Source organism: Williamsoniiplasma lucivorax ATCC 49196, assembly GCF_000518285.1.
GTDB lineage: Bacteria > Bacillota_I > Bacilli_A > Mycoplasmatales > Mycoplasmataceae > Williamsoniiplasma > Williamsoniiplasma lucivorax.
Genome location: NZ_JADH01000011.1, coordinates 1 through 24,645, shown reverse-complemented (window position 1 = coordinate 24,645; position 24,645 = coordinate 1). Strand labels below are relative to the sequence as shown.

Genomic DNA, 24,645 nt, shown 5'->3' with positions numbered 1-24,645 from the left:
TAAATAAAAACCATTATTTTTTCAATAATGGTCGATATTATTGTTGCTTAACAAAATCAATGTTAGCCAATACTTTTTCTTTACCAAGTAAATAGATGCAATCTACTAAACTTGGTCCGTGTTCAGTTTTTGAAGTGTAAATTCTGATTGGCATAAACAAATCTTTGCCTTTGCTTTCTGATTCTACCCCACTATTTTTAATGATTAACTTAATGTTTTCAAGATTTCATTGTTCAAGTTCACGAATTTTGTTTTCAAAAACATCAATTAAAGCATGACGATGAGCAAACTGATTTAAAAGTGATTTGGTTTCATCACTCAATTGTAAAGTATCAAAAAAGAGATCTAATTTATGATTGATTTGTTCACCAAAATCAATTTCTTTTTTGAATAAAAGTAAGACAGCATTCAATCAAGCATCAGTTTTATTAGTTAAATCAAATTGATTTTGGTCAATAAATTTTTTAACAAAATTTAAATAATCTTGATCACTTAGTGCTTTCATATATTGTGAATTGATTCATGTCATTTTTGTCATATCAAATGTTGATGGTGATTTACTAAATCGAGTTTCATCAAAAATTTTAATTAATTCTGCTTTCGAAAAAATCTCTTGTTCACTACCTGGTGATCAGCCAAGTAAAGCAATATAATTAAAAATCGCTTCTGGTAAATAACCTTGTTTTTGATATTGTTCAATAAAGAATAAAGCATTCCCACTTCTTTTTGAAAGCTTCTTACCACTTGCATCCACAATTAAAGTTAAATGGGCAAATTGCGGATAGTTTCAGCCAAAAGCATCAAAAATCATCATTTGTCTGGGGGTATTAGAAATATGTTCTTCGCCACGAATAACATGACTAATTTGCATATCATAATCATCAACAACCACAGCAAAATTATAAGTGGGAATTCCATTAGATTTTAAAATTACAAAATCACCTAAATCTTTGCCCTGAAAAGTCACATCACCACGGACTAAATCATGAAATGTTCATGACTTTTCAGGAACATTAAAACGAATTGAAAATGGTTTGTGCTCTTGGGTGTTTTGCTCAAGTTGTGTTTTTGAAAGTGATAAACATTTCTTATTATATTTAGTAGCCACAATCCCTTTAGCAACTTGAGCTTCATAATCAGCTTCTAATTCTTCAGGTGTACAAAAACATTTATATGCATGTTGTTGAGCAACTAAGTCTAAAGCCAATTTTTGATAATGATCAAACTTTTGTGATTGCATGTATTTGCCATATGTTGGTAAACCAGGATTTAAAAATGATTCATCAGGAATAATTCCTAATCAATTTAAATTAGCAAATTGTGATTCAATTGCCCCTTCCACATTACGCTCTAAATCAGTGTCTTCAATACGGACAATGAAATCACCATTAAAGTGTTTAGCAAACAAATAGTTCATCAAAGCTGTTCTCGTGTTACCAATATGCAAAAATCCAGTTGGTGATGGTGCATATCTCAATCTAATTTTTTTCATATTTCTCCTTTTAATACCAATATATATTAACATTAAAGTCGAAATAAGATGTTTCATGAGAAAGTTAATATTTTAATATTAATATTTATGTATATTATATAGCTCTTGTATTAATTTCAAAAATAAGTACTATATTGTAGTAGGAAATAACCAGACACTATTTAAAGGAGTAAAAAATAATATGAGTAAAGTTTTAGTTTTATTAGAATCCCCATCCAAAATTGCCAAAATTCAACATTTTTTGAATGAAGCATTTTCTGAAAATGAATATGTTGTGATGGCAAGTGGAGGGCACATTAATCGCATTGCTGACAAAGGAGTAGCACTTTTAGGAATTGATTTAGAAACCATGACACCTGAATTTGTGAATGCACCAACCAAAAAAGATAATATTAATAGCATTAAAAAAGCTGGTAAAGACGCAGATTTAATTGTCCTAGCATCCGATCCCGATCGTGAAGGAGAAGCCATTGCTTGACACCTTTCAAATATTTTTAAAGGGATGAATAAAAATATCAAAAGAGCAACTTTTGATGAAATTACTAAAAAAGCTGTTGTGCACAGTTTTGAAAATATGACAGACATTGATCTGGATTTAGTCAATGCTCAAGTGTCAAGACAAATGCTTGACAAAATTATTGGTTATTTAGTTTCTAAATCATTGCAAAAAGCGACTGGCTTAATGAGTGCTGGTCGTGTTCAAACACCAGCCTTATATATTTTGGCAGAACGTGCCAAAGAAATTGCAAAATTTGTTCCCACTCCATATCACAAAATCAGTGTTGTTGATGATCAACAAAACTTATTCATGCCGCTTGTTAAAGACAAAGATAATAAAAATTTAAATGATGAAAAAACATATTTTGTTACTGATGAAATTGCTCAAAAAATCTTAAATGAATTAACTGACCAATATCATTGTGTTGATTATAAAGCCAATGAATTCGAAACTCGTAGTTTTACACCATATTCAACAGCAACAATGTTAGCTGATGGTTTTTCAAAATTAAAATTAAGTACTAGTCAAATTACAATGGCTGCCCAAAAATTATATGAGGCCGGATTAGTTACTTATATTCGTACGGATTCATCGCGTTATTCAGCTGATTTTATCAATGAAGCAAAAGCGTATATCACCCAGAGATGAGATCAAAAATTATATGCTGATCCAATTGGCAAAAAAGATAATAATGCTCAAGATGCCCATGAGTCAATTCGTCCGACCGAAATTAAAAATACACCAGAAGCAGTGAAGACACAATTAACTGATGAAGTTCAAAAACGTCTTTACACAATGATTTGATGAAATACTATCAAGTCAATGATGCATGGACCAAGTGGATATAACCATGCTTGAATTTTTGATAATGCTGGTTACAAATTTAGACAAGCTTATCAAGAAGTGCTAAACCTTGGGTACCAAGGTTTAGAAACCAATACTAAACATGATGAAGACATTGAAATTAATGAAGAAAATTGTGAAGCAATGATCCATCAAACTGGTGGCCAAATTCCTCATTTAGAAAAAAAGACAGGTTTCACAGTTATCATTGATAAATCAAAAATTCAAGATGAGAAAACCGAAACCAAACCACCAAGAATGTATAATCAAGCAAGTATTATTAAAGAGCTTAAATCATTAGGGATTGGCCGTCCTTCAACATATAATCCAATTTTAACTAAGTTAAAAGAAAGAGAATATGTGGAATATCATAAGTCAAAACCAATTGAGGTAACTGAAAAAGGTTTTAATGCCGAATCATTCTTATATAATAGTAATTATGCCGAATTTTTCAATTTAGGTTATACATCAGATATGGAATCTAAACTAGATTTAATTAGTGAGGGTAAATTTGACAATGTTGATTGATTAAAAGGTATTTATACTAGTCTTTCAGAAAAAGTTAAAGAAGAAATTGTCAAAGCTAAAACAGGCACTGATGCTTGTCCGCGCTGTGGCGAAGGAACACTAGTCTTTATTAAATCAAGATTTGGGCGCGGACGTGGTTGTTCGAACTTTACCACTACTAAATGTGGTTATCGTGAATACGAACAACCAGATGGTTCTTGAAAAGAATATGTGGAACCAACCCCAGAACAACGTGCTGAGGCCGCTAAACGTCGCCAAGAGTTCTTAGACAAAAGAAAAGAATATTGAGAAAATAGACGTAAAACAAAAGAAGAAAAAAACAAAGCCAAAGAAGAAAAAGTTGAAACTGGCGATACCATACTAGAATCTTTAGTTGATGAAAATTAAAAAATTTCTTACTTTGAATAGTAAGAAATTTTTTTATTCTAAATACTTTTTTAAAAAAATGGCTTTATTTTAAAGTGGTACTTTAAGTTGACATACTCTAAAGACATAAATTTAAAATATTATACTCTGATAGGTTCTATTTCAAATTGTTCAATTGTCTTACTCAATTCAATCTCAACCAACTCTATTTGCTCTTGTTCATTTGCTTTTAAGTTTAATGTTTTAATGTGGTTTGCCTTGGCTAGTTGATTAGCTAATCTTTGAGTTATTTCAATTTCTTTGTTGTTGTCACTTAACAAGTCTTGCGCCTCTTCAATAAGTTCATCTAATTTACTATAATCTGCTTCTTTTAAAGGTTGAGCATAAAATGCAATTATTATATTTCTCACTGCAATCACAGTTTGATCAACAATATCTTGTTGGCTAATACCTAAATCTTGACCTTGAATTTCTTCAATTTTATTTAATGCACTATTTAAAGTTGCAACAGCATTATCTGTTCTGAAATGATTTAAACCTAAAATACCATTAATTTGCGTTTTTAAAAGTGTTAAATTATCTTTGTTGGCTTTTAAATCATTGGTTTTAGCGAAATCATCAATTGCTTTTTGTAGATCAACAATCACTGTGGTTAATGAGATTGGATTTTCATGTTCGCTTGTATAAACGCTAGCAATTCCTTCGGCATATCCGATTGCTTTTTTTAAAGTCGCGTAAGCATTAATTGCCTTATTTCCTTGGCCAATAGCTTGTGCTTGAAGAATTAGGTTATTCAATCGTACACTTTCTGATAACTGATTTTGTTGGTTAGTTGATGCCATTTGCTCTCCTTGTAATATTGGTTTATCATCAAAATTCTCATCCTCTAATAAACCAAATATTTTCATTGCTCCCATTTCTTCATTTTCTTCAATCATTGGTTGTTGTAGATTTTGACCTGAAAGTTTGTTTGGGGTTTGAATAAAGGTGAAAATTGCCATTCATAATTTATTGGTTTCTAAATCAATAACCGTTCTTTGGTCATTAATAGTTAAATTCGGATTATCATAAACAGTTTGAGCATCACTGATTGCCTGTTGGAATATTGTTATATAACTGACATCTTTATTTGTTAATGCAATTGATCGAGCAACATCCAAATTAGCTTTTAACATTGATTTATCTGCTTCTTTATAACCACCATTTTTGGATTCATCCATAGCGTTTTGTAAGTTAAAAAGTGCATTCATCACCAAATCATACTGAATAACTGATGGGTTAAATTTAATCATCCCTTCTGCCAGACCAAGATAATAATTTAAATTAAATCATAAATCATCTTTTTTTAACTCTTGTTGTTGATAAGTTTGAGCTTCGGTGTTTAAATTCTTTAAATCTGATAAATAATCATGGATCACATAACTAACTTGTATTTGTCCAAAATACCTATTCTTACCTTTGATGTTCGCACGGAATTGTTTATCCAAACCAGTTGGCTTAATGATTTCAATTTCTAAATCTTTCAATTGAAAATTAAAAGATTTTTTTTCTTGATTAATGGCTTTTAAAATTTCTCGTTCATTACTCATCTTGATAGTTCCTAAATCATGTTTAGTAATTATTTTATTAATGTCCATGGGTTTGAAATTATTACAATTGACAACAAGCGGAGTGCTTGTTGATGTTATGGAAATAGCTGCTAAAAAGCTTAATATTTTTTTCATCTTAAAATGTGTTCTCCTTTCTTAAAAATTTAATTTTGTTTTTAATTTGTTTAAATAAATTTGCTTGTTTGGTTTTTAATAATATTATTTTGTATATTAATACCACTAGTTTATTTCACACATTGAAAGTAAATTAAATAATGTTTTTTTATAGAATTAAGCCCATTTAATGGGCTTAATTCTTTTTAAATTAATAGTTTAAATTTTATTCTTATGTTCAACTAATTATTCTTCATCTTTTGAATCTTCATCAAATTGATATGAAACTTCGATTGAACCATGATAAGCACTGTAATTAAATTTTTCGTTAGCAGTAATTGAGAAACGTTTAGTACCTGATTCTGCATCTTCACTTACTAAAACTACTTTAAGAGCACCTGGATTATCCAATTTATTATCAATTTCTGTTTGTAACGCTTCAGCATTTCAAGTTGCATATTTATGTTCATCAACAAGATCTTTAATTTCAGTTTCAATATTACTAATTGCAATTGCAAAAGTCACTTCAGCTGTTCCAGTATAACCATTGATTCCTGTTAAAGTCACTTTAGTTTTTTCACCAACTGGTTTAGTTGCTACAGAGATTGTATAATCAGTGTCTTTAGTCATTGATTTACTTGTTAAGACTGCTGCCACTGCTGCTGCAATAGTTTCTTCGCGATTATTTGCAATATTAGCAATGAATGTTCCATTGGCAATTATTTTATTAATGTTAATTCTAGCAGCTGAATTTAAGAAAGTTAATAGTGCAGTAAAAAGTGTGTTGCTTGCTGTATTAACTTCTTCTTGTTGATTAATTGTTGGTGCACTATCATAAATGCTTTTAGCATTCGCAATTGCTATTTGGAATGTGTTTCAATTAGCATCTAATTTATCAACTGGTTTGGTTACAATTGTTTTAGCTTGATCAATAGTTGTTTTTAACAATGAAACATCAGCTAATTTGTTAGCAGCATTATTAAAATTATTGATTGCTGCTTGTAAAGTTATAACTGCAGCATTAACATCATCTTGTTTATCTTTGATTGGTTGTGCTGTAACAACACCCATAGCACGTCCAATTGCTGCTTGTAAAGTGTTTCAATCAGCATCAGATTTATGATTTTGTTGAATTAATTGAGCTGTACTAATTAAACTTGTTAATGCACTTAAATTAGCTTTCACTTTATTAGAATTCACAAAGTTCTCAATTGCTTGGGTTAATATATCTATTTGTTGATCGACAATCACTTGTTCATTTCTGTGTTTGCTATACCCTTTTTCTACAACTATTTCAGCAAGTTTAATTGCTTCCTGTAATTGGTGAATAACTGCGACTGGTTTATTTTTATATATTTCATTTGCTAGTGTTGCTCTAGCTTCATTAATTTTGCTTTGTAATGCATTTGTATCAGCTTTTTCATCTTGACTTTGAGCAAAAGTAATCATTGCTAACTGTAAAATTGTAATAGATTCATTGACTGTGCTTTGTTGAAGAATTGTAATTGTTGCATCCTCAAACACATTGTTGGCTTCATCAATTTTTCCTTGTAAAGCACTTTTAGCTGATGCTGTTTTATGTGAATTATCATCTAATAATTTTCTTGCATTAGTTATTCTTGTACCTAATGTTGCTTTGTTTGCCATTACATCACTATCAGTATTAAATTTTGTTATTGCTAATTGTAATTTTGTTATTGCTGCAGTAACTATTGTCAAGTCATCTTTTTCATTGGTTCATAATTGAGTAACTGCTTCAGCTTCCCCAATTTCTTTTTTTAATTCCGCAAAAGCTTGAACACTCTTAGCTCCTTGACCCAATACTTTAGCATCAACAATCAAGTCTCGTAATCCGGCTAAGTTTTGTGTATAAGTTTTGCCTTCCTCTTGGTTATCTTCTGCATTTCTGATTTCTGGTGCGTGCGCAAAAGAAACCACGGCTGCTGCACTAGTTGAAATTAATCCAACAGCCCCTAGTAAACTTAATAGTTTTTTCATCTTGTTTTTTCTTTCTGTAGGTTTTCCCTACAAATCAATATATAGAATTGTTTACTCTTTTCAAGTAATTTTGCAAAAAACGAAAAAGATTTTTTTGGAGTTTTTTTCAACTCAAATTAATCACTTTTAAAAGCTAAAATTAATCATTAATTTTGCAAAAATCGAGTTCGTTTTTTACGAAACATTATCAAAAATATTGTTGATTAATTGTAATTATGTATTTGTAAAAAATATAATAATTCACCAAAAACTAGACAAAAAACAGTCTAAGAAAATCGAGATTTTCTTAGACTGTTTTTATTTTGTGATTTTAGTTCCAGATAAGCCTTTTAAAACTTCATCAACTTGTTCTAAAGAACCAATAAAGGCTGGTTTGCCATTTGTTGATTGAACAAATGTCATTGCCGCTTGCACTTTAGGTAACATCGAACCTGGAGCAAATTGATTTTCCTCAATATATTGCTTAGCTTGCGCAATTGACATTTCAACTAAACCTTTTTCATTTGGTTGTTTGTAATTGATTAAAACACGATCCACAGCAGTTAAAATAATTAACGAATCTGCTTCAATAATTTCAGCAATTTTAGCAGCAGCAAAATCTTTATCAATCACTGCAGCAACTCCGAGATATCGATTGTTTTTCTGAATGACAGGCACGCCACCTCCACCAGCTGTAATCGTAATATAACCTTGACCAACCAAGGTTTTAATCATCGCTTTTTCGACAATATCAATTGGTTTAGGACTAGCAATAACCCGTCTCCAACCACGACCAGCATCTTCTTTGACATCCCAATGATTAGCTTGCGCTAATTGTTTTGCTTCAGTTTCATCCATAAATAGACCAATTGGTTTAGATGGATTTTGAAATGCTTGGTCGTCAGCATCAACAACAGTTTGGGTGATAATCGCGGCCACTGATTTTTTTAAGTGACGAGCATTCAATTCATTCACAATCGCTTGTTGCAGATGATATCCAATATAACCTTGGCTCATAGCACCAGCTTCTGGGAAATCTACAATAGGTGATTTTGCATCACTTTTATGTGCAAGATCAAAAGCATTAGTAATCATTCCCACTTGTGGTCCATTACCGTGAACAATGATAACTTCGTTGTTTTTGGCAACAAAATCAACTAAATGTTTGGCTGTGTTTTTGACGATAACTTTTTGTTCTTCAGGACTATTTCCTAAAGCGTTACCACCAACAGCAACAACAATTTTTGACATTTTATTTTTTCCTTATTTCTAAGCAATTATTGGAGAGACACCAGCAATTGCTCCACCAATGGCGATTAAAAGAATTGAAGCTACAAAGAGAATTCCCAATAATGGGGCGACCCCTTTTAAGAATTTTCCATAATCAACTCTTGAAATTGCCATTGCACCCATAACAACTCCACTAGTTGGAGTAATAATGTTAATAATTCCTGAGGCAAATGAGAAGGCTAGCACTGATCCAGATGCAGTCACAGGATCAAATGGTCCTGTTCCAGATTCGGTTCTAACAATACCAGATATCAATGGGAAGACGGCAGCAGCAAATCCTGATGTCGATGGAATTAAGAATGAAAGCGGTAAAAAGATAATATATAAAACTATTACTTTTCCAATTCCAGAATTAATTCCACCAATTGATTTAGTTAAACCACTAACAATTCATTCTTGCATATGTGATTGTTCTAAAACAAACCCAATACCAGCAGCAACTGCAATAATTAAACAGACACTTAAAAGATCGGAAGCTCCAGTCATAAAGTCTTTCAAAATCATTGTTTCACTAGTTTCTCCGGGTTGTTTTTTAACACCAATGGTGTTAATCAATCCGACGGCGATTGTACCAATTAAGAAGAATCCGGCAACAATTTCCATGCCACCATTTCCAAAACCAGGAATTGTTGAGTTTAAGTATGGAATATGGGTATGAATTCAATTAGCCATATCTTCCATAGCGGTTGTTCCGGTAATTGCATCCCAACCGACTAAGTACATGATCATAAAGAAGAATGTCACAGCAAAGAAAATTAATGTTGTTTTTCTTCTTCATGTCATTTGAATTTTTTCAGTCACATGAGCTAAGAAAAATTCTCTATCACCTTCACGAGTGGCAAATGTGATTGATTTTTGTGGATTTTGTTTGACACGACGTGCATATCAAAAGACAAATCCAATTGCAATGGCTGTGATGACAGCTCAAGATATAATACGTCAAACTAATCCATCACCAACAGACATTTGTAAATGATCTGGTACACCTTGATTTAAAGATGAAACAGCTACCGAAATTAAGAATGGGTTAACAGTTGAAGCAAGCACTCCGGCTCCAGCTCCAACCAAGACAATTAATAGTCCGGTAAATGTATCAAAACCAGCAGCAATCATTAATGGAATCATAATCATATAGAATGCTAATGATTCTTCAGCCATTCCTTCAGTTGTTCCGGCTACTGAAAAGAAAATCATCAATGGAATGATTGCTCAAATTTCTTTACCTTTCATTCTTGACACAATTGATTGTGAAAAACCTTCTAAAGATTTAGACACAATCACCATGTTTAAAAATGCTCCCAGCATTAAAACGAAAATGATAATTCCCGATCTTCCTAAAAACCCTTTCATTGGGGCTATAAATATATCTAAAATACCAAGGGCACTTATATTTTTTATTTCATCATGCGGTTTAATTCAGTTTGCTCCCTCGGCTCATTCTCCATTAGCTGTATCTCAAGCGCCCGGGATGTGAACATTTGTTGTTGCTCCTGCTCACTTCAGAATTCAAGACATAAAAATCAAAACAACAATAATTAACATCAAGATGGAAAATGCAGATCACATTTTAAATCCTCGTTTTGGTTTGTTCGAATTTTTTGATCTTAGTTTAAAAAGACCTTTTTTTTCTTCTACCTGAGTCATAGGTTTCCTCCTTTTTTTATTTTTGTAATTGTATAACAATTTGTATCAAAATTGGAATTATTTTCCAATTGTGGCAACCATTACAGCTTTAATGGTATGTAAACGGTTTTCAGCTTCCTCAAAAACAACAGAGTGTTTTGAGTTGAAAACTTCGTTAGTTACTTCCATTTCGGTTAGACCAAATTTTTTATGTACATCTTGAGCCACTTCAGTATTTAAATCATGAAAGGCTGGTAAGCAATGCATAAAAATCACTTCTGATTTAGCAACTTTAATCGCTGCCATATTGACTTGAAATGGTTTTAAATCTTTGATACGACTTGCTCAAACTTCTTCTGGTTCTCCCATCGAAACTCAAACGTCTGTATAAATAACATCAGCGTCCTTGCATGCTTTTAGCATGTCATCACACATTTCAATTTTGGCCCCAGTTTCTTTGGCGATTTCTTTGCATTGGTTAACCAATGCCACATCTGGTCATAAATCTTTTGGTGCAGCTGCTACAAAATGCATTCCCATTTTAGCCGCACCGACCATTAATGAATTTCCCATATTGTTACGAGCATCACCAGCAAAAACTAATTTACGTCCTTTTAGATATCCCAAATGTTCTTCGACTGTTAAAAAGTCAGCAAGAATTTGGGTTGGGTGAAATTCATCAGTTAACCCATTGTAAACAGGTACCCCTGAATATTTAGCTAAAGCTTCAACATCGCTTTGTTTATAGCCGCGGAATTGAATTGCATCATACATTCTTCCTAAAACTTTTGCTGAATCTTCAACTGATTCTTTTTTACCAAATTGTGAACCTGAAGGTCCTAGATAAGTGACGTGAGCACCTTGATCTAATGCTCCAACTTCAAATGCACAACGTGTTCTAGTTGAGTCTTTTTGGAAAAGTAAAACAACATTTTTACCCTCCATCGTTTTCTGTTCAACACCTGCATATTTAGCACGTTTTAAATCACGTGATAAATCTAGTAAGTATCTGATTTCTCTTGGTGTGAAATCTAGAAGTTTTAAAAAACTTCTTCCTTTTAAATTTACTGCCATATTTTTCCTTTCTGGACAATGCTATTTACCTTTTGGTAAATCTTCTCTAATAATTGGCATGGTCATGCATCTTGGCCCACCACGTCCGCGTGATAATTCTGAAGATGGAGTTGTAATCACTTTAACACCAGCTTTTTTTAGTAAATCAATAGTTACTCAGTTTCTTTCGTAAGCAATGACCACTCCTGGGGCAATTGTTAGAACGTTTGTTCCATCATTTCATTGTTCGCGACCAGCGGCAATTGGATCTTCTCCACCACACTTGATTAATTGCACTTTATGACCTGTAGCTTCATTTAAAACTTCAATTAAAGGTTTTTTAATTTCAGTTTTACCATTTTTAGTTAATTCATAAATTTTGAATTGGTCAATTGAATCAAAGATTAGAGGGTGAACAATAAATTTATCATAATCAATATTTGTAAAGACAGTATCTAAGTGCATAAATGCTCTTGATTTTGGTAAATCTAAAACAATAATTTTATTATATGAACCTTTGTCAAAAATTTGTTTGGCAGCTTTTTCAATAGCTGCCATTGAAGTTCTTTGTGATTCACCAATAATTAATGTTTCTTTATTTAAAACTAAAATGTCCCCTCCTTCAATATAATCTTTTCATTCTCTTTCATAAAAATAGGGGACATTTCCTGCAAAGCGTTTATTCAATTTAAACACTAAGTCAGGAAAAATTGTCTCCCTATTTCTTGTAACTGATCACATATGGTGCATGGTAATTCCATTTCCAACTGAAGCGAATGGATCCCTTTGGAACAAAACATTTGGCAATGGGTCGGCAACAAATGGATATTTGTCTTGATCATTTACCAATCCTAATTCTAATTTTTTAGTTCCAGCAATCATTTTGATTACCATCTCTAAGTTATTCATTTTCATTAAAAATTCTTTAAATGGTTTAACCAAATCTTGACGAACATTTGCTTCGCTAATGAAAGCGTCAACGAATGTTTCGCGATATTTTGGGTTTTGGTCTAAAGTTTCAGCAGCTAATTCTTCAATATAAAGAACCTCGATGCCATTATTTCTCATTATTTCAGTAAATTGGTTGTGTTCTTCAACGGCCACTTTTTTAAATGGCACATCATCGAACAACAACCTTTCTAAATATTCTGGGGTTAAGTTTTCTACTTCATCCCCAGGTCGGTGAACTAAAACACTTTTTAATTTACCGATTTCTGAAAAAACATGAACTTTTTTTTCCATAATTTGTCTCCTTCAATTCCGGTGATTAATGGTTTATGGTTTAGATAAACCATCTCACATTTTTAATTTTACTACTTAATTTTTACCGAGTAAATTTTCTTGTTATTTTTTAAATTTATCTTTTTTAAAAAAGGGGTGCGAAATTATCATAAATAAAAATCAACCTAAACTTGTGGTTGATTTAATAATTCTTTTAATTCCCGATAGTTAGGGAGGTATTTTTCAACTGTATACCAAAAGTTTTTGGAATGATTAGGATGCTTTAAATGAGTTAATTCGTGGACAATGACATAATCAATAATTTCTGGTAGGAAATGAATTAATTTAGTATTATAAACAATGTTTTGGGTTTGGGTATAACAAACCCCCCATTTATTCGCCATCAATTTTACATTTAAAGTTTTAAAATTTAAATTCATTAAACTCGCTCAACGACTAGTCCGATTAATAAACCAATTTTTATATTGTTTAGCTAAAAAAGTGTAAATTTTATTTAATTGTTCCTCCATATTAAAATATTTTTTAATATGGAGTTCATCATCAATAAATTTGGGGTGAATATTATCTAAAGAAAAGATAATATTCACTTTTTGATCTAAAATTTTAATTCATGGGGTTGAGGCATATAAATCAAATTTAGAATGAACATCATAATTCAAACGGTGTTTATTAATTAAATGATAATTTTTATAAATCATTTGTTCAATTAATCAATCATGCGTATTAAAAGGAGCTGAAAGCACAATTTCCCCAGCTTTAACTCTTAAAATAATGTTTTTTTGATCACGATAAGTAATATTGTAATTCACTAAATTACCATTAACACTGATTTGTTTTTTAATTGTACTCATAAATCCTTTCTCATAAATTATAAATGTTGTTGTTAGTTACTTGTAAAAAAAATGAAAACATTTCTAGCAATTTCAACAGCATCACAGAAACTGACTAGTTAAAAATATCCATTAAATTTTTGTTTATAGCAATATTTTTCTAAATAAAAAAAGACTCAAAGTCTTTTAAACATTAAATTTAAAGAAACAAACATCGCCATCTTGCATAATGTATTGTTTACCTTCTAAACGCATTTTACCATTTTCTTTAACAGCTTTTTCACTGCCTAATGCCAATAAATCTTTGACATTGTAAATATCTGCTTTAATAAAACCACGTTCAAAATCAGTATGGATAATGCCGGCAGCTTGTGGAGCACTCATCCCTTTTTTAAATTGTCATGAATGGGCTTCTTGAGGACCAGCTGTGAAATAAGTTTGCAAACCAAGTGTTTGGTAAGCAGCTTGAATTAAAGCTTCTAAACCAGTTTGTTCTGCTCCTAGTTCATGTAAAAAAGCATCTCTCTCTTCAGCATCAGCTTCAGATAAATCTTCTTCAATTTTTGCTGAAATTTTCACAACTGCAAAACCTTGTTTTTGGGCATATGCTTGGACTTGTTTTACATAATCATTATCCATAGCAATTTCATCATCATTCACATTGACAACATAAATAAATGGTTTTGAAGTTAATAATTGAAAACCAGATAAGATTTTCATTTCTTCTTCATTTAAAGTTAGCGAATTTAATAATAAGTTTTTAGTTAAGTGTTCTTGACACTTAACTAAAACATCATGTTCAAATTTAGCTAATTTATCGTTTGCGCGCATTTTTGATGCTAAACGTTCCAGGCGTTTTTTGATTGATGCTTCATCAGCTAACATTAATTCCAAATTAATAATTTCAATATCACGAATTGGGTCAACGCTACCTTCAACATGGGTAATGTCCTTATTATCAAAGCAACGCACCACTTGACAAATCGCATTTGTTTCACGAATGTTTGCTAAGAAAGCATTGCCTAAACCTTCACCTTTACTAGCTCCTGCAATTAACCCAGCAATATCGACAAATTCAATTGTTGTAGCAATGCGTTTTTTAGAACCAAAAATTGTTTGTAATTGATCCAATCTTTTGTCTGGAACTTCAACAACTCCCACATTTGGTTCAATAGTGGCAAATGGATAATTAGCCGCTTCCACTTTGGAATTAGTAATTGCATTAAACAAAGTTGATTTACCAACATTTGGTAACCCAACAATTCCTACTTGTAACGCCATTAAATTACGCCCCTAATTCAACTGGTTGTTTTGGTTCAGTTGGGGTTGGTGTAACTGGTGGTTGGGGTGTATCAACATTGCTCACTTCTTTTTCAGCTACTAATAGCATAATTCCACCAGTCATTCATAAAGCAGCCACAGTTAAATTAGTAATTATTCCAAGCACACTTAAAGTTGTCGCAAAATTAATAATTAAAGCAATAAGACATAGACTAGCAAAAACAATTGCTAAAATACCTATTGTCATTTTTCGATTAGTTGTTTTTGCTTTTAAATCCTTAACTGCAAAAACCATGATAATGATGACAGGAATTATTTCAATTCCTAAGACAACCAAAGCTAAAATGCTAGCTGTTGGAATAACAGTCATTGTTGCTAATAGCACAATCAATGAAATTGTTCCTAATGCTAAAAAGATTGCAGAACCTATGATTGCTAAGATTAATCCTGTTTTATATTTCCCTTCAAATTTTGTTTTCATCCTATTTACCTCCGTATAAATCTTATTAATTATACACTTGTATTAAATTTATTAAAATATTTTTTTAGAATGCCAAAATTGGAAAACGTAATATCTTCTTTTGGTTTTTAGTTCTTTATTCGCTTTTTAATTAGCCAAGAATTAAAAAAGAATTAGCAAACAAATAGAAGAAAAAAATAGAAAGTGCAAATAAAAACAACAACAAGTATAGAATTTAACCCAAAAGTGTTGTAGGAAAATTATGAGTTCAGTCTAGGCTCAACATACTCAAAATAATATTAGTAGTGCATTTATTTTGATGATTAGTTAACAAAACCACTATTGTTTTGTTTCAAAAGAATAATTAAAAAGCAACATTTCCAATTTTATTTGGTGTTGTTTTTTAATATATAAATGAATAAAAAAATACAAAAAAAATATCAAAAATTCTTAGTGATTTTTGATAAATTTTACCTTGTTTAAACTGCAAGACACCAAGAATTATGACTCTAATTCTTGGTGTAATTTTAATGCAATTTGTTTAGTTGTGAACCTGTTCGTTCATCCTCAATTGCTTGTTTGGAAGCAACCCGAACAAGAATTCCTTCGGTTGATCATAAAGTTCCAAAAGCAAGTGAAAGTAGACGTTCCAAAATACCAATAATTGATATAAACAAAAGTGGGTCGAGAGTAGTGTTAGACCTTTAAAAATAATCCCTAAAACACTGATTACAATTTTGTGTTTTGTTGTTTTTGCCTTAAATTACGAATCGTAAAAACCATGATAATCATGTAGGAATTAAAAAAAGATTAGAAAAGATAATAGAAAAAAGACTACTCCTGCCAAACCACTTGCAATCATAAAAACAACAATTAATGAGTATGGCATCCCAATGAAACTAATGGCTAAAACAATGGTTAAACTTGCTTTATATTTTGCCTTATGTGTGGCGGAAAAAATAACCTTTACTTTTAACAATGAAATTAAAAATTCACAAAAATAACTAGCCCCCCACTTAGGAAACTAGTTATTACAAAGTTTTAAAAATTTTATGCTTTAATTTCTTGATCTTTATTTTCGACGGGAGGAGTTGGCGATTCTTCTTTGGCAACTAGTAAAAAAATAGCACCAATTATTCCAATAACGCTCCCAAAAATAATTCCCAGAACAGCAAGAGCAACTCTTCTTTTAGTAGTCTTGTGTTTTCTTTCAATGCTTGCCAACACCAAAGTTACAATAGTTGGTGCGATGAAAATACTCATAAAGACCACCAATCCGATAAAAACCGCCACTTGCGTTGCAGAACCAATTACAGCAATACTTACGAGAAGCACAATTACCATAATCCCAAGAATTCCAATTAGAATTGAAGAACCCACAATGATTAATGTTAGGCCAGTTTTATACTCGCCTTCAAATTTTGTTTTCATTATATACCTCCATGAAACACACTTATATTTTATACCAATTATCACCTAAGGCAGAAATGTGTTTATTCCAGAAATTCCATATTGAAAACAGAGTTGGTCCAGTAAATAAACAAAATTCTATGATTGCTTATGATTTGCTTGATTCAACAATTGTCGACCAGCATTTTTACCGAACACTTCTAAAAATTCTAATTCTGCTTTAAAAGTTTTAGATATGATTGAAAAGTATGCTAAAAACGATAGCCAAAAAATGATTGTGCAATCCGATTAAGGAACAAATTTTGTTAATAAAAATGTCTTAATTTTGTACACAAAAAAAGACACTAAAAAACACACTCAATGTCAGATGCCAGCTTTAAAAATAATGCTCCGACAGAATCATTTAATGAGTGAGTTGAAAGTAAATTTTTTCTCCATTTCGTAAACATTTATGATGTTTATTTATAAATTTTATACCTTTGTTCTCAAATTATTTTTTAACATTATTTTAAGCTTGAAATAAGCTTTTTGATTACACAAAAGCACTACACATAATGTGAAAACTGCTTGATTTTTATTAATTTAATTAATCTTTGTTTTTGTTTTGTTACTTACCTTTTTTGTAAGTTTCCATAGATTGATGGATTCTAGAAATAGTCATAATTGACAATTTAGCCAAGGGAAACATATCAACAATTTTTTGATAGCGTTCGCCCATTTCTATTTGTTGTTTAATTTTTTCAATTAACTTAGGATCTATTTTTGATCATTTAGAAAAATTAAAACATTCATCAACAAAAGCCACATATTTTCAAGTGTAATTTTCCAAATATTTGTATATACGACGTTTGTAAACTAAATTGCCAAATTCAGTTGTAATTACTCTGGCTTTAATTTTGACAAGGACATACTTCGCCTTGTTTCTTGTTTTAAAAAACTCTAAATCTTTGTCTTCGATTTTAGATCTCATATTCAATAAAAATTTTCTATTTTTTTCTGTCTGTTTAGGCATCACTTTATATTCCTTATGATTTGAATTTTTACTTTTAAAAATTCAAATAACTTTTGAGTAAATAATCAAATGATGATTTTTATAATTGAATATTATGTGTAGATATATATTCCACCCTTAAAAATTTTATTTTTGAATCCAACTCTCCAGAATAGCTTTTCAAGAACTTAAAAAATAGAAATTTTTTTATTGATTAAAATGAAAAATTTAATCAACAAATATTCCAAACCAAATTCTAAAAAAGGTGAATTCACAACACAATAATATTCATACACTAAAAATTATTTCTCTTGATCTTCAAAAGTTTTAACGGCTTAATTCACGATAAGCAAGAACGATTAATTCATTAATAACTATGATGATGAATATAAAATTTTAATATTGTAATATGCAAATTTTGGGGAGTAATTTACTCATCATCTTTTAGTCTATTATATTTTTTTGGGGTTATTTTCTAACAAAGAAGTAGGGGCAAAAAAGTCGAACAATAGGAAAGACATCTTCATTTTTAACAAAGATGTAGGGAGGCTTTATCATTAACATTTGCTCATTTAATATTTATTTATAATCGTTAAAATAAATAAATAACTTACTTGTTCTAAAAGGGAAAAATGTTTTTATTCATTTTACATGATTGCATTTTTGCACAATTAAAAACAGCCTTTGGCTTTTAAGGGTATCAAAATCTAAAAATATTTTTCATATTTAAATGATCTATTCTTTTCCGTTTATTAAGTATCTTGTTTCCTTCTTTATTTGTTGGGCTAGTGCTGAATAGACTATTATTCTGTTATGAAAAATAATTTCTTTAGTGTTATTTGTCTCGTTATTGCAAAAAGAATTTCTTGTAAAAATTCTCGGATCTCCAAATGGTTGTTTCAATTGGTTTAATATGTTTTTCATTTTATTAAATTCCTTCTAAGTCGTGTGACTTATTTTAATTATTTAACTTTCAATTCAGACTGTCAATTAATACTATAATAAAGTTTTTCCAAAATTATATAATAAAAATAATTGATTGATTATCATTGTTGATTAACACATCAAATAACCAAAAAACCAAGCTATCAAAATCATATAATCAACCATTTATAAAGAGTTTTAGTTGATTAAACCAATTTTTAACAAATCATTTAACCAATCATAATTTAATGGTTTATTGTGTTTTGTTAGAAGATGATTCAAAAACATTAATGTGATCAAAATGATCGATAGCTACACTAAGCATTAAATTTTGTAATGAAAATTTTTTTATTTTTTAGTAAAAATCAATTTTGATTTTTTGTAATTATTCTTGTGACTTGCATTTTGTAAATATCACATTTTCAACATTGAAAACAACATAAAAAATATCATCAAGATTAGACAAAAATCAAACATAAAAATTTTTATGATTTCAATATCAATATAACTACTTTTTGATAATGATTTTTATGATTCACGATAACACACTACTTAGTACTCAATAAAAAAATAGTTAGTTTATCGAAATAAACTAACTATTAAAAAACAGATAATTATAAAATTTGTTCTGGTTGTGAAGAAGTTTGGGAAACACTAATCGGTTCTTGTTCAGCAATTAGTAAAAAAATACCACCAATAACACCAAGCACTGTAGAAAAGATAATTCCTAGAATAGCAAGCACAATCTTTCTTTTGGCTGTTTTGTTTTTCATCTCAATAATTGCTAGAACTAATGTCACAATAGTTGGTACTAAAAATACAACCATAAAAATTATTGGAATCGCCACCATTCTAGTTGGTCAAAATGGTAAGACCATGCCAACCCCCGCTAAAAAAACAAGTATCATAATGCTTATAACTCCAATCACAATTGATGCCCCAATTATGATTAATGTTAAACCCGTTTTATATTGTCCTTCAAATTTTGTTTTCATATATATATACCTCACGAAAATTATATATATTAATATAAAGATTATTTGGTTTTGGCATTTGTTTTTTTAATTTGTGCATATTTACGAGGGTAAAGGTTTGGTGTGGTAGAAATTTTTTGATAAAACAAATTTACTCGAATACCAAAACCAGTATCTTCTAAAGTTTGGGTCTTAATTAACTGTAATTTCATTTTTTGGTCTTTGTTGCCCATTTCATTAATTTCTTGTTGAGCTTTCGGACCTTTTAATAAAATAAAAGTTCCATTGATTTTTAGCATTTGCACACCAATTTCTAAAATGATATCTAGATGGGCAACGGCTCGAGAAATTACAAGATCAAATTTTTCTTGTTGAGCTATAGAAAAGATTTCTGCTCGTTCATTCGCAATTTCAACATCCGTTAAACCCAACAAAGTAATTAGTTGTTTTAAAAAGGTAATTTTTTTACTATTTGATTCAATTAAAGTAACTTTTAAATATGGAAAAAAAATTTTTAAAACAACACCAGGAAAACCAGGACCAGTTCCAATATCAGCAATTACTTGATTGTTTAGTGTAAATTCTTCTGTAAATAACAAAGAATCTAAAAAGTGTTTTTCAAACACTTCATTTTGATCAACAATTCTTGTTAAATTGTATTTAGCATTTTCAGCAACTAAAAAATCATAATACTGATTTAATTGGGTTTTGATTTTTTCAGTTAGTTTGATGTTTTTATATCCATCAAAAATGTTTCAATTATTAAACATTTTTTTGTCCTTTAAAAAGTGTGGGATAAGCTTTGATAAAATAATCAGCTCCTGAATAAACACTAAAGATAACCGCTAAAAACATTGGGATTTGTACCACCATGTTAAATCAACCATATTCATATTTTTCAAATTGAGGGAAAAATTTATAAGAGATAAAAAAGATTAAACTTAAACCAAACATTTGAAAAACAGTTTTTCATTTCCCCCAAATTCCAGCAGCAAGTGTGACTTGTTTTTTACTTAACATCATGCGGATAAAATCAACAAAGATATCTCTTAGAATTAAAATTAAAGTAATTCAAACAGGTAGCATCCCCGTTCAAGCAAAAAGAATCAAAACAGTGTTCACTAAAAGTTTGTCAGCAATCGGATCAAAGAATTTACCAAAATCAGTGACTTGATTATTTTTACGAGCTAAATAACCATCTAAAAAATCACTCAAACTTCCTATGATAAATAACAAACCCCCAATTAGATAAAAAATTGAAATACTATAAGTTTGATTGCCAATCAAAAATCGAGAATCAGTTAGATAAAAACCTAATAAAATAAAAATCGCCACAAAAGGAACAACACATAATCTAAAAATTGTAATTCTATTTGGTAAGTTCATATGTTCTCCTAATCTTTTTTAATTTTACCATGTTTAAAAAAATCTTTATTGTCGAAGTTCCTGAATAATCATTTGGTTGGGATATTTTTTAAAGAGAAGTTTTTCTTGAATTAAAAAGACTGCAATTCATAAAATAAGTGATAAGACTAACATAATTGTGAAAATAAACCCACTTGTTTCAATTCATTTTTTGTCATCTAATAAGAATTCGTTCGGAAAGACAAAAGTGAAAATTCCAAAAAAGGTAAAGAGACACATTGCGACTGATGAAAAGATTGCTAAAGGTAAGAAGAATCGCACTTTATCAACTTTAACTTTATTGGTTTTGCGGTTCGAGATTGCTGCAAAAACAATTGCCGAAATTAAAAGAAAGGAAAGAGCAGAAACCGCCGAAGCAAATTCACCCATTAAAGTTAAAGGGGCATAGAAGATGCCAGTTTTGATACCCTCCATCGTAATAATGGTATTGATTCCTTCTCATCCAGCTGTTGCAATTGGAATAAAAAATCCTAGTAAAACCATGATCACATAAATCATGGCAACAATTGCCATTTGGGTTCAACCAGCTTGTTTTTCAGTCATTGTTGTTTTCTGTTTACCAGAAAACAACAAGCCCATTTCAGCATCAGACTGCACATCAACAGCACCAATATAAGTAAAGACATTAATATTTAAAGCACAAATAATAATCAAAATGCTATTGGAAATAACTCTTGATAAATTAGCTACTAATTCAGTTGGGGTTTTAGCTCCTCCGGATAATAGTTTTTCAAATAGTTTTTGAATTGAACCATCGGGTGAACCTAAAAATAAAGAAATCGCCATTAAAATATAAAAGATAGCCACAAAAATCATTCCAAAAAACAAAGCTTTCGGAACAACATCTTTGTGGGTTGCATCTTTTTGAGCATTAGCAATATAAATATAACCATCAAATGAAAATAAAATTGCACCAAAACCACCAATAAATGCGGTTTTAGAAATTGATGTTGTTGACCAGTGACCCCCAGTTTCTCCACCACCATTTCACATAGCTGAACTTCCCCCAGTTTTATCCATTAAAACAAAACCAGCTACTAAGGCAATAACTAGTGGAATAAATTTAAAGATTGTTCCAAAAACTTGTAAAGTTTTATTGTATTTGGGTTTGTACATTTGTAGTAAAGTAAACCCCACCAAAACAAAGATTCCGGCTGCTAAATAAATCGAAATTTGGGTTGAAGGTTGAATCACTACTCCAATTGCTTGGAAAAAATACATAATAAATGTTCCAATAAAGAAAGCTTGGGTTGAAGGTAGATACATTACTAAATAAAAAATCGAAAACAATGAAGCCACTTTTCTATTAATGAAAAGTTTTGTTCAGTTCCCGATTGTTCCATTTCCAAAATGCTTGGTTGAACTCGAAATTTCAATAAAAATTCTCACCGAAATAACACAAACAAAACCAACAAGAGCTCAAAGAGCAATCGAAATAATTGGGTTTTGGGTTTGTTGTAATAGTTCATTGTTTTTCATATAAATACCAGAACCAATAACAGTTCCAATAACCATCGTAAATAATGTTAGAAATTCAAACGTTTTCGTTTTTGGTTTATTGTTTAACATGCGCTACACCTTTTTTGTGATCAGAATGAAATCCATGGAAACCATTAGTGATTGGAATTTTATAAAAGAGAAATTCTTGTAAAGCAAAGATTAAGATTGCAAAAATAAATGAACCTCCGAAAAGAATTGTAAAGTAGAATCCATCTGAGCCAATTCATGCTTTACCAGATTCTGGTAAAGCGAAAGTTATAACCCCACAAATAACAAAGAAAATCAAAAGAATTGAACCAAAAATTGCTAGTGGAATAAAGCCTTTGATTTTTTCAACCGCAACTTTATTAGTTTTGCGGTTGAAAATTGAAGCAATCATTACCATCCCAACCATTAAGAAACAAAATGTTGAAATGGCGGTTGACATGGTGTTGATGAAAGCTAACATATTATTGTTAACCATGCTTAAATAATCTTTAAGATTAACGTTTTTCGGGTCAGCTGCTGTTCAAGATTCAAAAGTGGTTCCTAAACCAGTTCAGTTACCACGAATAAACATTGTCCCAGCTAAAGTCAAAGCGACAAAAAAGATAATTGATAAAATTGTATTAACAATTCCAGCATGAACAGTGCTCATCCCTTTGTTATGTGTATAAACGATTTTTGCATCAACATCGGATTCTAGACCAATGTTTCCAATCATTGCAAAAATATTCACTCCAATTAAACAAATTCCCATTAAGAAAATGTTAGAAATGATGTTGGCAGCAGTCGCAGCACTAGCTGATCCTGATAATGAAAATAGTTTAGATAATAATTCCACAATACTTCCATCTGGTGATCCCATAAATAATGAGATTGAAATTAAAACATAAAAGATCGCCACAAACACTAATCCAAATAATAATGATTTAGGAACTACTTCTTTAAATTTCGCGCGTTTTTGCGCATTTGTAATATAAATAAAACCATCAAAAGCAAATAGAATTGGCCCAAAACCTTTAATAAAATTAGCCCCCACAAAATTAGATGTTGATCAGTCATGACCACCATAACCACCATTGAGAAAGGCAGAACTTCCTGTATTCATTAAAAAGAATCCAGCTCCTAAAGCAATTAATAAAGGAATAAATTTAAAGATTGTTCCAAACACTTGAATATGACGAGAAAGTGATGGTTTTAACATACTAATTGTATTAAAAAAAACAATTAAGAAAATTCCAGTGGCTAATAAAATAATTAATTGTGTATCAGCATCTAACGGTTTACCAATAGTTTGAAAAAAGAAACCAACAAATGCTCCAGCAAAAAGTGATTGACAAATTGGGTAGTATAAAGTTGTGTAAAATACAGAGAATAAGCTCGCTGTGCGGCGATTAATAAACATCTTTGTTCAAGTTCCAACAGTTCCATTTCCCATATGGGTTGTTGCAGACGAAATTTCAATGAACACATAAACAATCATGATTGCTACTAATCCAACAGCAGTTCATAAGATGATAGCAATGATTGGATTTTCAGTTGATTGTAATAATTGTGTGTTTTTCATAAAAATTCCTGAACCAATTACAGTTCCAACAGTCATGATGAATAGTGATAAAAATTCATAAAATTTTGCTTTATTTTTTAACATACATTTCTCTTTCTAATTTTTGGTCTCAAAAAATAATTATTTTGATTGTACATCATTTTTTAAAATATAAGAAAAAGAAAAAAATAAACTTCATAAAATGAACTTAAAAATTCATTTTATGAAGTTTCAAGAGTTGAGTTTTTTGGCGGTAAATACTAATTAATAATTCCAAATTGAGTTTCGTATTTATTCAGTCTTATTTTTAATTGAGCATTTTCTGCTTTCAATTGAGCATTTTGAGCTTCTAAAAGTTGAACTCTTTCTCTTAATTGAGCATTTTCAAGTTCTAAAAACTCAACTTTTTGAGTTAATTTAAGAACTTCTTTTTTTAAGTCTTTGATGATTTCGCGAAGGTCATCTTCAATTGGTGGCCCAATTGGACTAGTGTGTCTTTTAACTTGTAACATTTTTGTGACCTTCTTTCCTGGTTCTTTGATTTTATCTCGGAACGATATTTTTTCTTCATCTTCCCAATCGATTATAACATTTGTGATGGCACTGCGTTGTTCTTTGCTTAATTCTAAATCTGTTTCCACAGTTTTACTTTTGAAGTCAACAATGGTAATTCATTTAATTATTCATTTTTTACTAGACATTTGGC

General features: G+C 30.4%; 19 protein-coding genes. 1 reads left to right on the top strand and 18 read right to left on the bottom strand.

Annotation, left to right across the window (positions count from 1 at the left end; all coding sequences use genetic code 4):
* Positions 1–37 precede the first annotated feature (37 nt).
* A complete protein-coding gene (gltX, locus tag P695_RS0103275; RefSeq protein WP_028126836.1) occupies positions 38–1,492 on the bottom strand; it encodes a glutamate--tRNA ligase in 1,455 nt (484 codons plus the stop codon).
* 181 nt (positions 1,493–1,673) lie between these two features.
* Between gltX and P695_RS05535 the strand changes: the two genes are divergently transcribed.
* Positions 1,674–3,749 carry a type IA DNA topoisomerase gene (locus P695_RS05535; protein WP_084331604.1) on the top strand — a complete coding sequence of 692 codons (2,076 nt, stop codon included), beginning with the start codon at positions 1,674–1,676 and terminating at the stop codon, positions 3,747–3,749.
* A gap of 119 nt (positions 3,750–3,868) precedes the next feature.
* On the opposite strand, the gene P695_RS0103265 is transcribed toward P695_RS05535, so the two are convergent.
* From P695_RS0103265 to P695_RS06180, 17 genes are all read right to left on the bottom strand, one after another.
* Positions 3,869–5,452 (bottom strand): lipoprotein, encoded by a 1,584-nt coding sequence (locus P695_RS0103265; RefSeq protein WP_028126835.1) that lies wholly within the window; start codon positions 5,450–5,452, stop codon positions 3,869–3,871.
* A 225-nt stretch (positions 5,453–5,677) separates the two neighbouring features.
* Positions 5,678–7,429, bottom strand: coding sequence for a lipoprotein (locus tag P695_RS0103260; protein WP_028126834.1), 1,752 nt, complete (start codon positions 7,427–7,429; stop codon positions 5,678–5,680).
* Positions 7,430–7,726: 297 nt separating this feature from the next.
* Positions 7,727–8,659 carry a carbamate kinase gene (arcC, locus tag P695_RS0103255; protein ID WP_028126833.1) on the bottom strand — a complete coding sequence of 311 codons (933 nt, stop codon included), beginning with the start codon at positions 8,657–8,659 and terminating at the stop codon, positions 7,727–7,729.
* An 18-nt stretch (positions 8,660–8,677) separates the two neighbouring features.
* Entirely contained in the window at positions 8,678–10,264 is a 1,587-nt protein-coding gene (locus P695_RS0103250; protein ID WP_104207579.1) for a YfcC family protein, read from the bottom strand.
* 135 nt (positions 10,265–10,399) lie between these two features.
* Entirely contained in the window at positions 10,400–11,395 is a 996-nt protein-coding gene (argF, locus tag P695_RS0103245) for an ornithine carbamoyltransferase (RefSeq protein WP_028126831.1), read from the bottom strand.
* Between the two features lie 21 nt (positions 11,396–11,416).
* Positions 11,417–12,616 (bottom strand): arginine deiminase, encoded by a 1,200-nt coding sequence (locus tag P695_RS0103240; RefSeq protein WP_028126830.1) that lies wholly within the window; start codon positions 12,614–12,616, stop codon positions 11,417–11,419.
* Positions 12,617–12,780: 164 nt separating this feature from the next.
* Entirely contained in the window at positions 12,781–13,467 is a 687-nt protein-coding gene (locus tag P695_RS0103235; RefSeq protein WP_028126829.1) for a YgjP family zinc-dependent metalloprotease, read from the bottom strand.
* 165 nt (positions 13,468–13,632) lie between these two features.
* Positions 13,633–14,727, bottom strand: a complete 1,095-nt coding sequence (ychF, locus tag P695_RS0103230) for a redox-regulated ATPase YchF (RefSeq protein WP_028126828.1) — start codon at positions 14,725–14,727, stop codon at positions 13,633–13,635.
* Positions 14,728–14,731: 4 nt separating this feature from the next.
* Positions 14,732–15,208, bottom strand: a complete 477-nt coding sequence (locus P695_RS0103225; protein WP_028126827.1) for a hypothetical protein — start codon at positions 15,206–15,208, stop codon at positions 14,732–14,734.
* Positions 15,209–16,237: 1,029 nt separating this feature from the next.
* Positions 16,238–16,618 (bottom strand): hypothetical protein, encoded by a 381-nt coding sequence (locus P695_RS0103215; protein ID WP_028126825.1) that lies wholly within the window; start codon positions 16,616–16,618, stop codon positions 16,238–16,240.
* Positions 16,619–17,204: 586 nt separating this feature from the next.
* Entirely contained in the window at positions 17,205–17,609 is a 405-nt protein-coding gene (locus P695_RS0103210) for a UPF0236 family transposase-like protein (protein WP_028126824.1), read from the bottom strand.
* Between the two features lie 1,517 nt (positions 17,610–19,126).
* Complete coding sequence (locus tag P695_RS0103200) at positions 19,127–19,507, bottom strand: hypothetical protein (protein ID WP_028126822.1); 381 nt, start codon at positions 19,505–19,507, stop codon at positions 19,127–19,129.
* A 41-nt stretch (positions 19,508–19,548) separates the two neighbouring features.
* On the bottom strand, positions 19,549–20,256 hold the full coding sequence (rsmG, locus tag P695_RS0103195) for a 16S rRNA (guanine(527)-N(7))-methyltransferase RsmG (protein WP_028126821.1): 708 nt from the start codon (positions 20,254–20,256) through the stop codon (positions 19,549–19,551).
* Positions 20,249–20,872, bottom strand: a complete 624-nt coding sequence (gene pgsA / locus P695_RS0103190; protein ID WP_035026404.1) for a CDP-diacylglycerol--glycerol-3-phosphate 3-phosphatidyltransferase — start codon at positions 20,870–20,872, stop codon at positions 20,249–20,251. The genes rsmG and pgsA overlap by 8 nt, the downstream gene beginning before the upstream one ends.
* A gap of 45 nt (positions 20,873–20,917) precedes the next feature.
* Positions 20,918–22,480, bottom strand: a complete 1,563-nt coding sequence (locus tag P695_RS05530) for an APC family permease (protein ID WP_051437373.1) — start codon at positions 22,478–22,480, stop codon at positions 20,918–20,920.
* Positions 22,467–24,044 carry an APC family permease gene (locus P695_RS05525; protein ID WP_051437372.1) on the bottom strand — a complete coding sequence of 526 codons (1,578 nt, stop codon included), beginning with the start codon at positions 24,042–24,044 and terminating at the stop codon, positions 22,467–22,469. Before P695_RS05525 ends, P695_RS05530 begins: the two co-directional genes overlap by 14 nt.
* Positions 24,045–24,199: 155 nt before the next feature.
* Positions 24,200–24,645, bottom strand: a 446-nt coding sequence (locus P695_RS06180; protein ID WP_035026401.1) for a coiled-coil domain-containing protein, incomplete at its 5' end; no start/stop codon positions are given.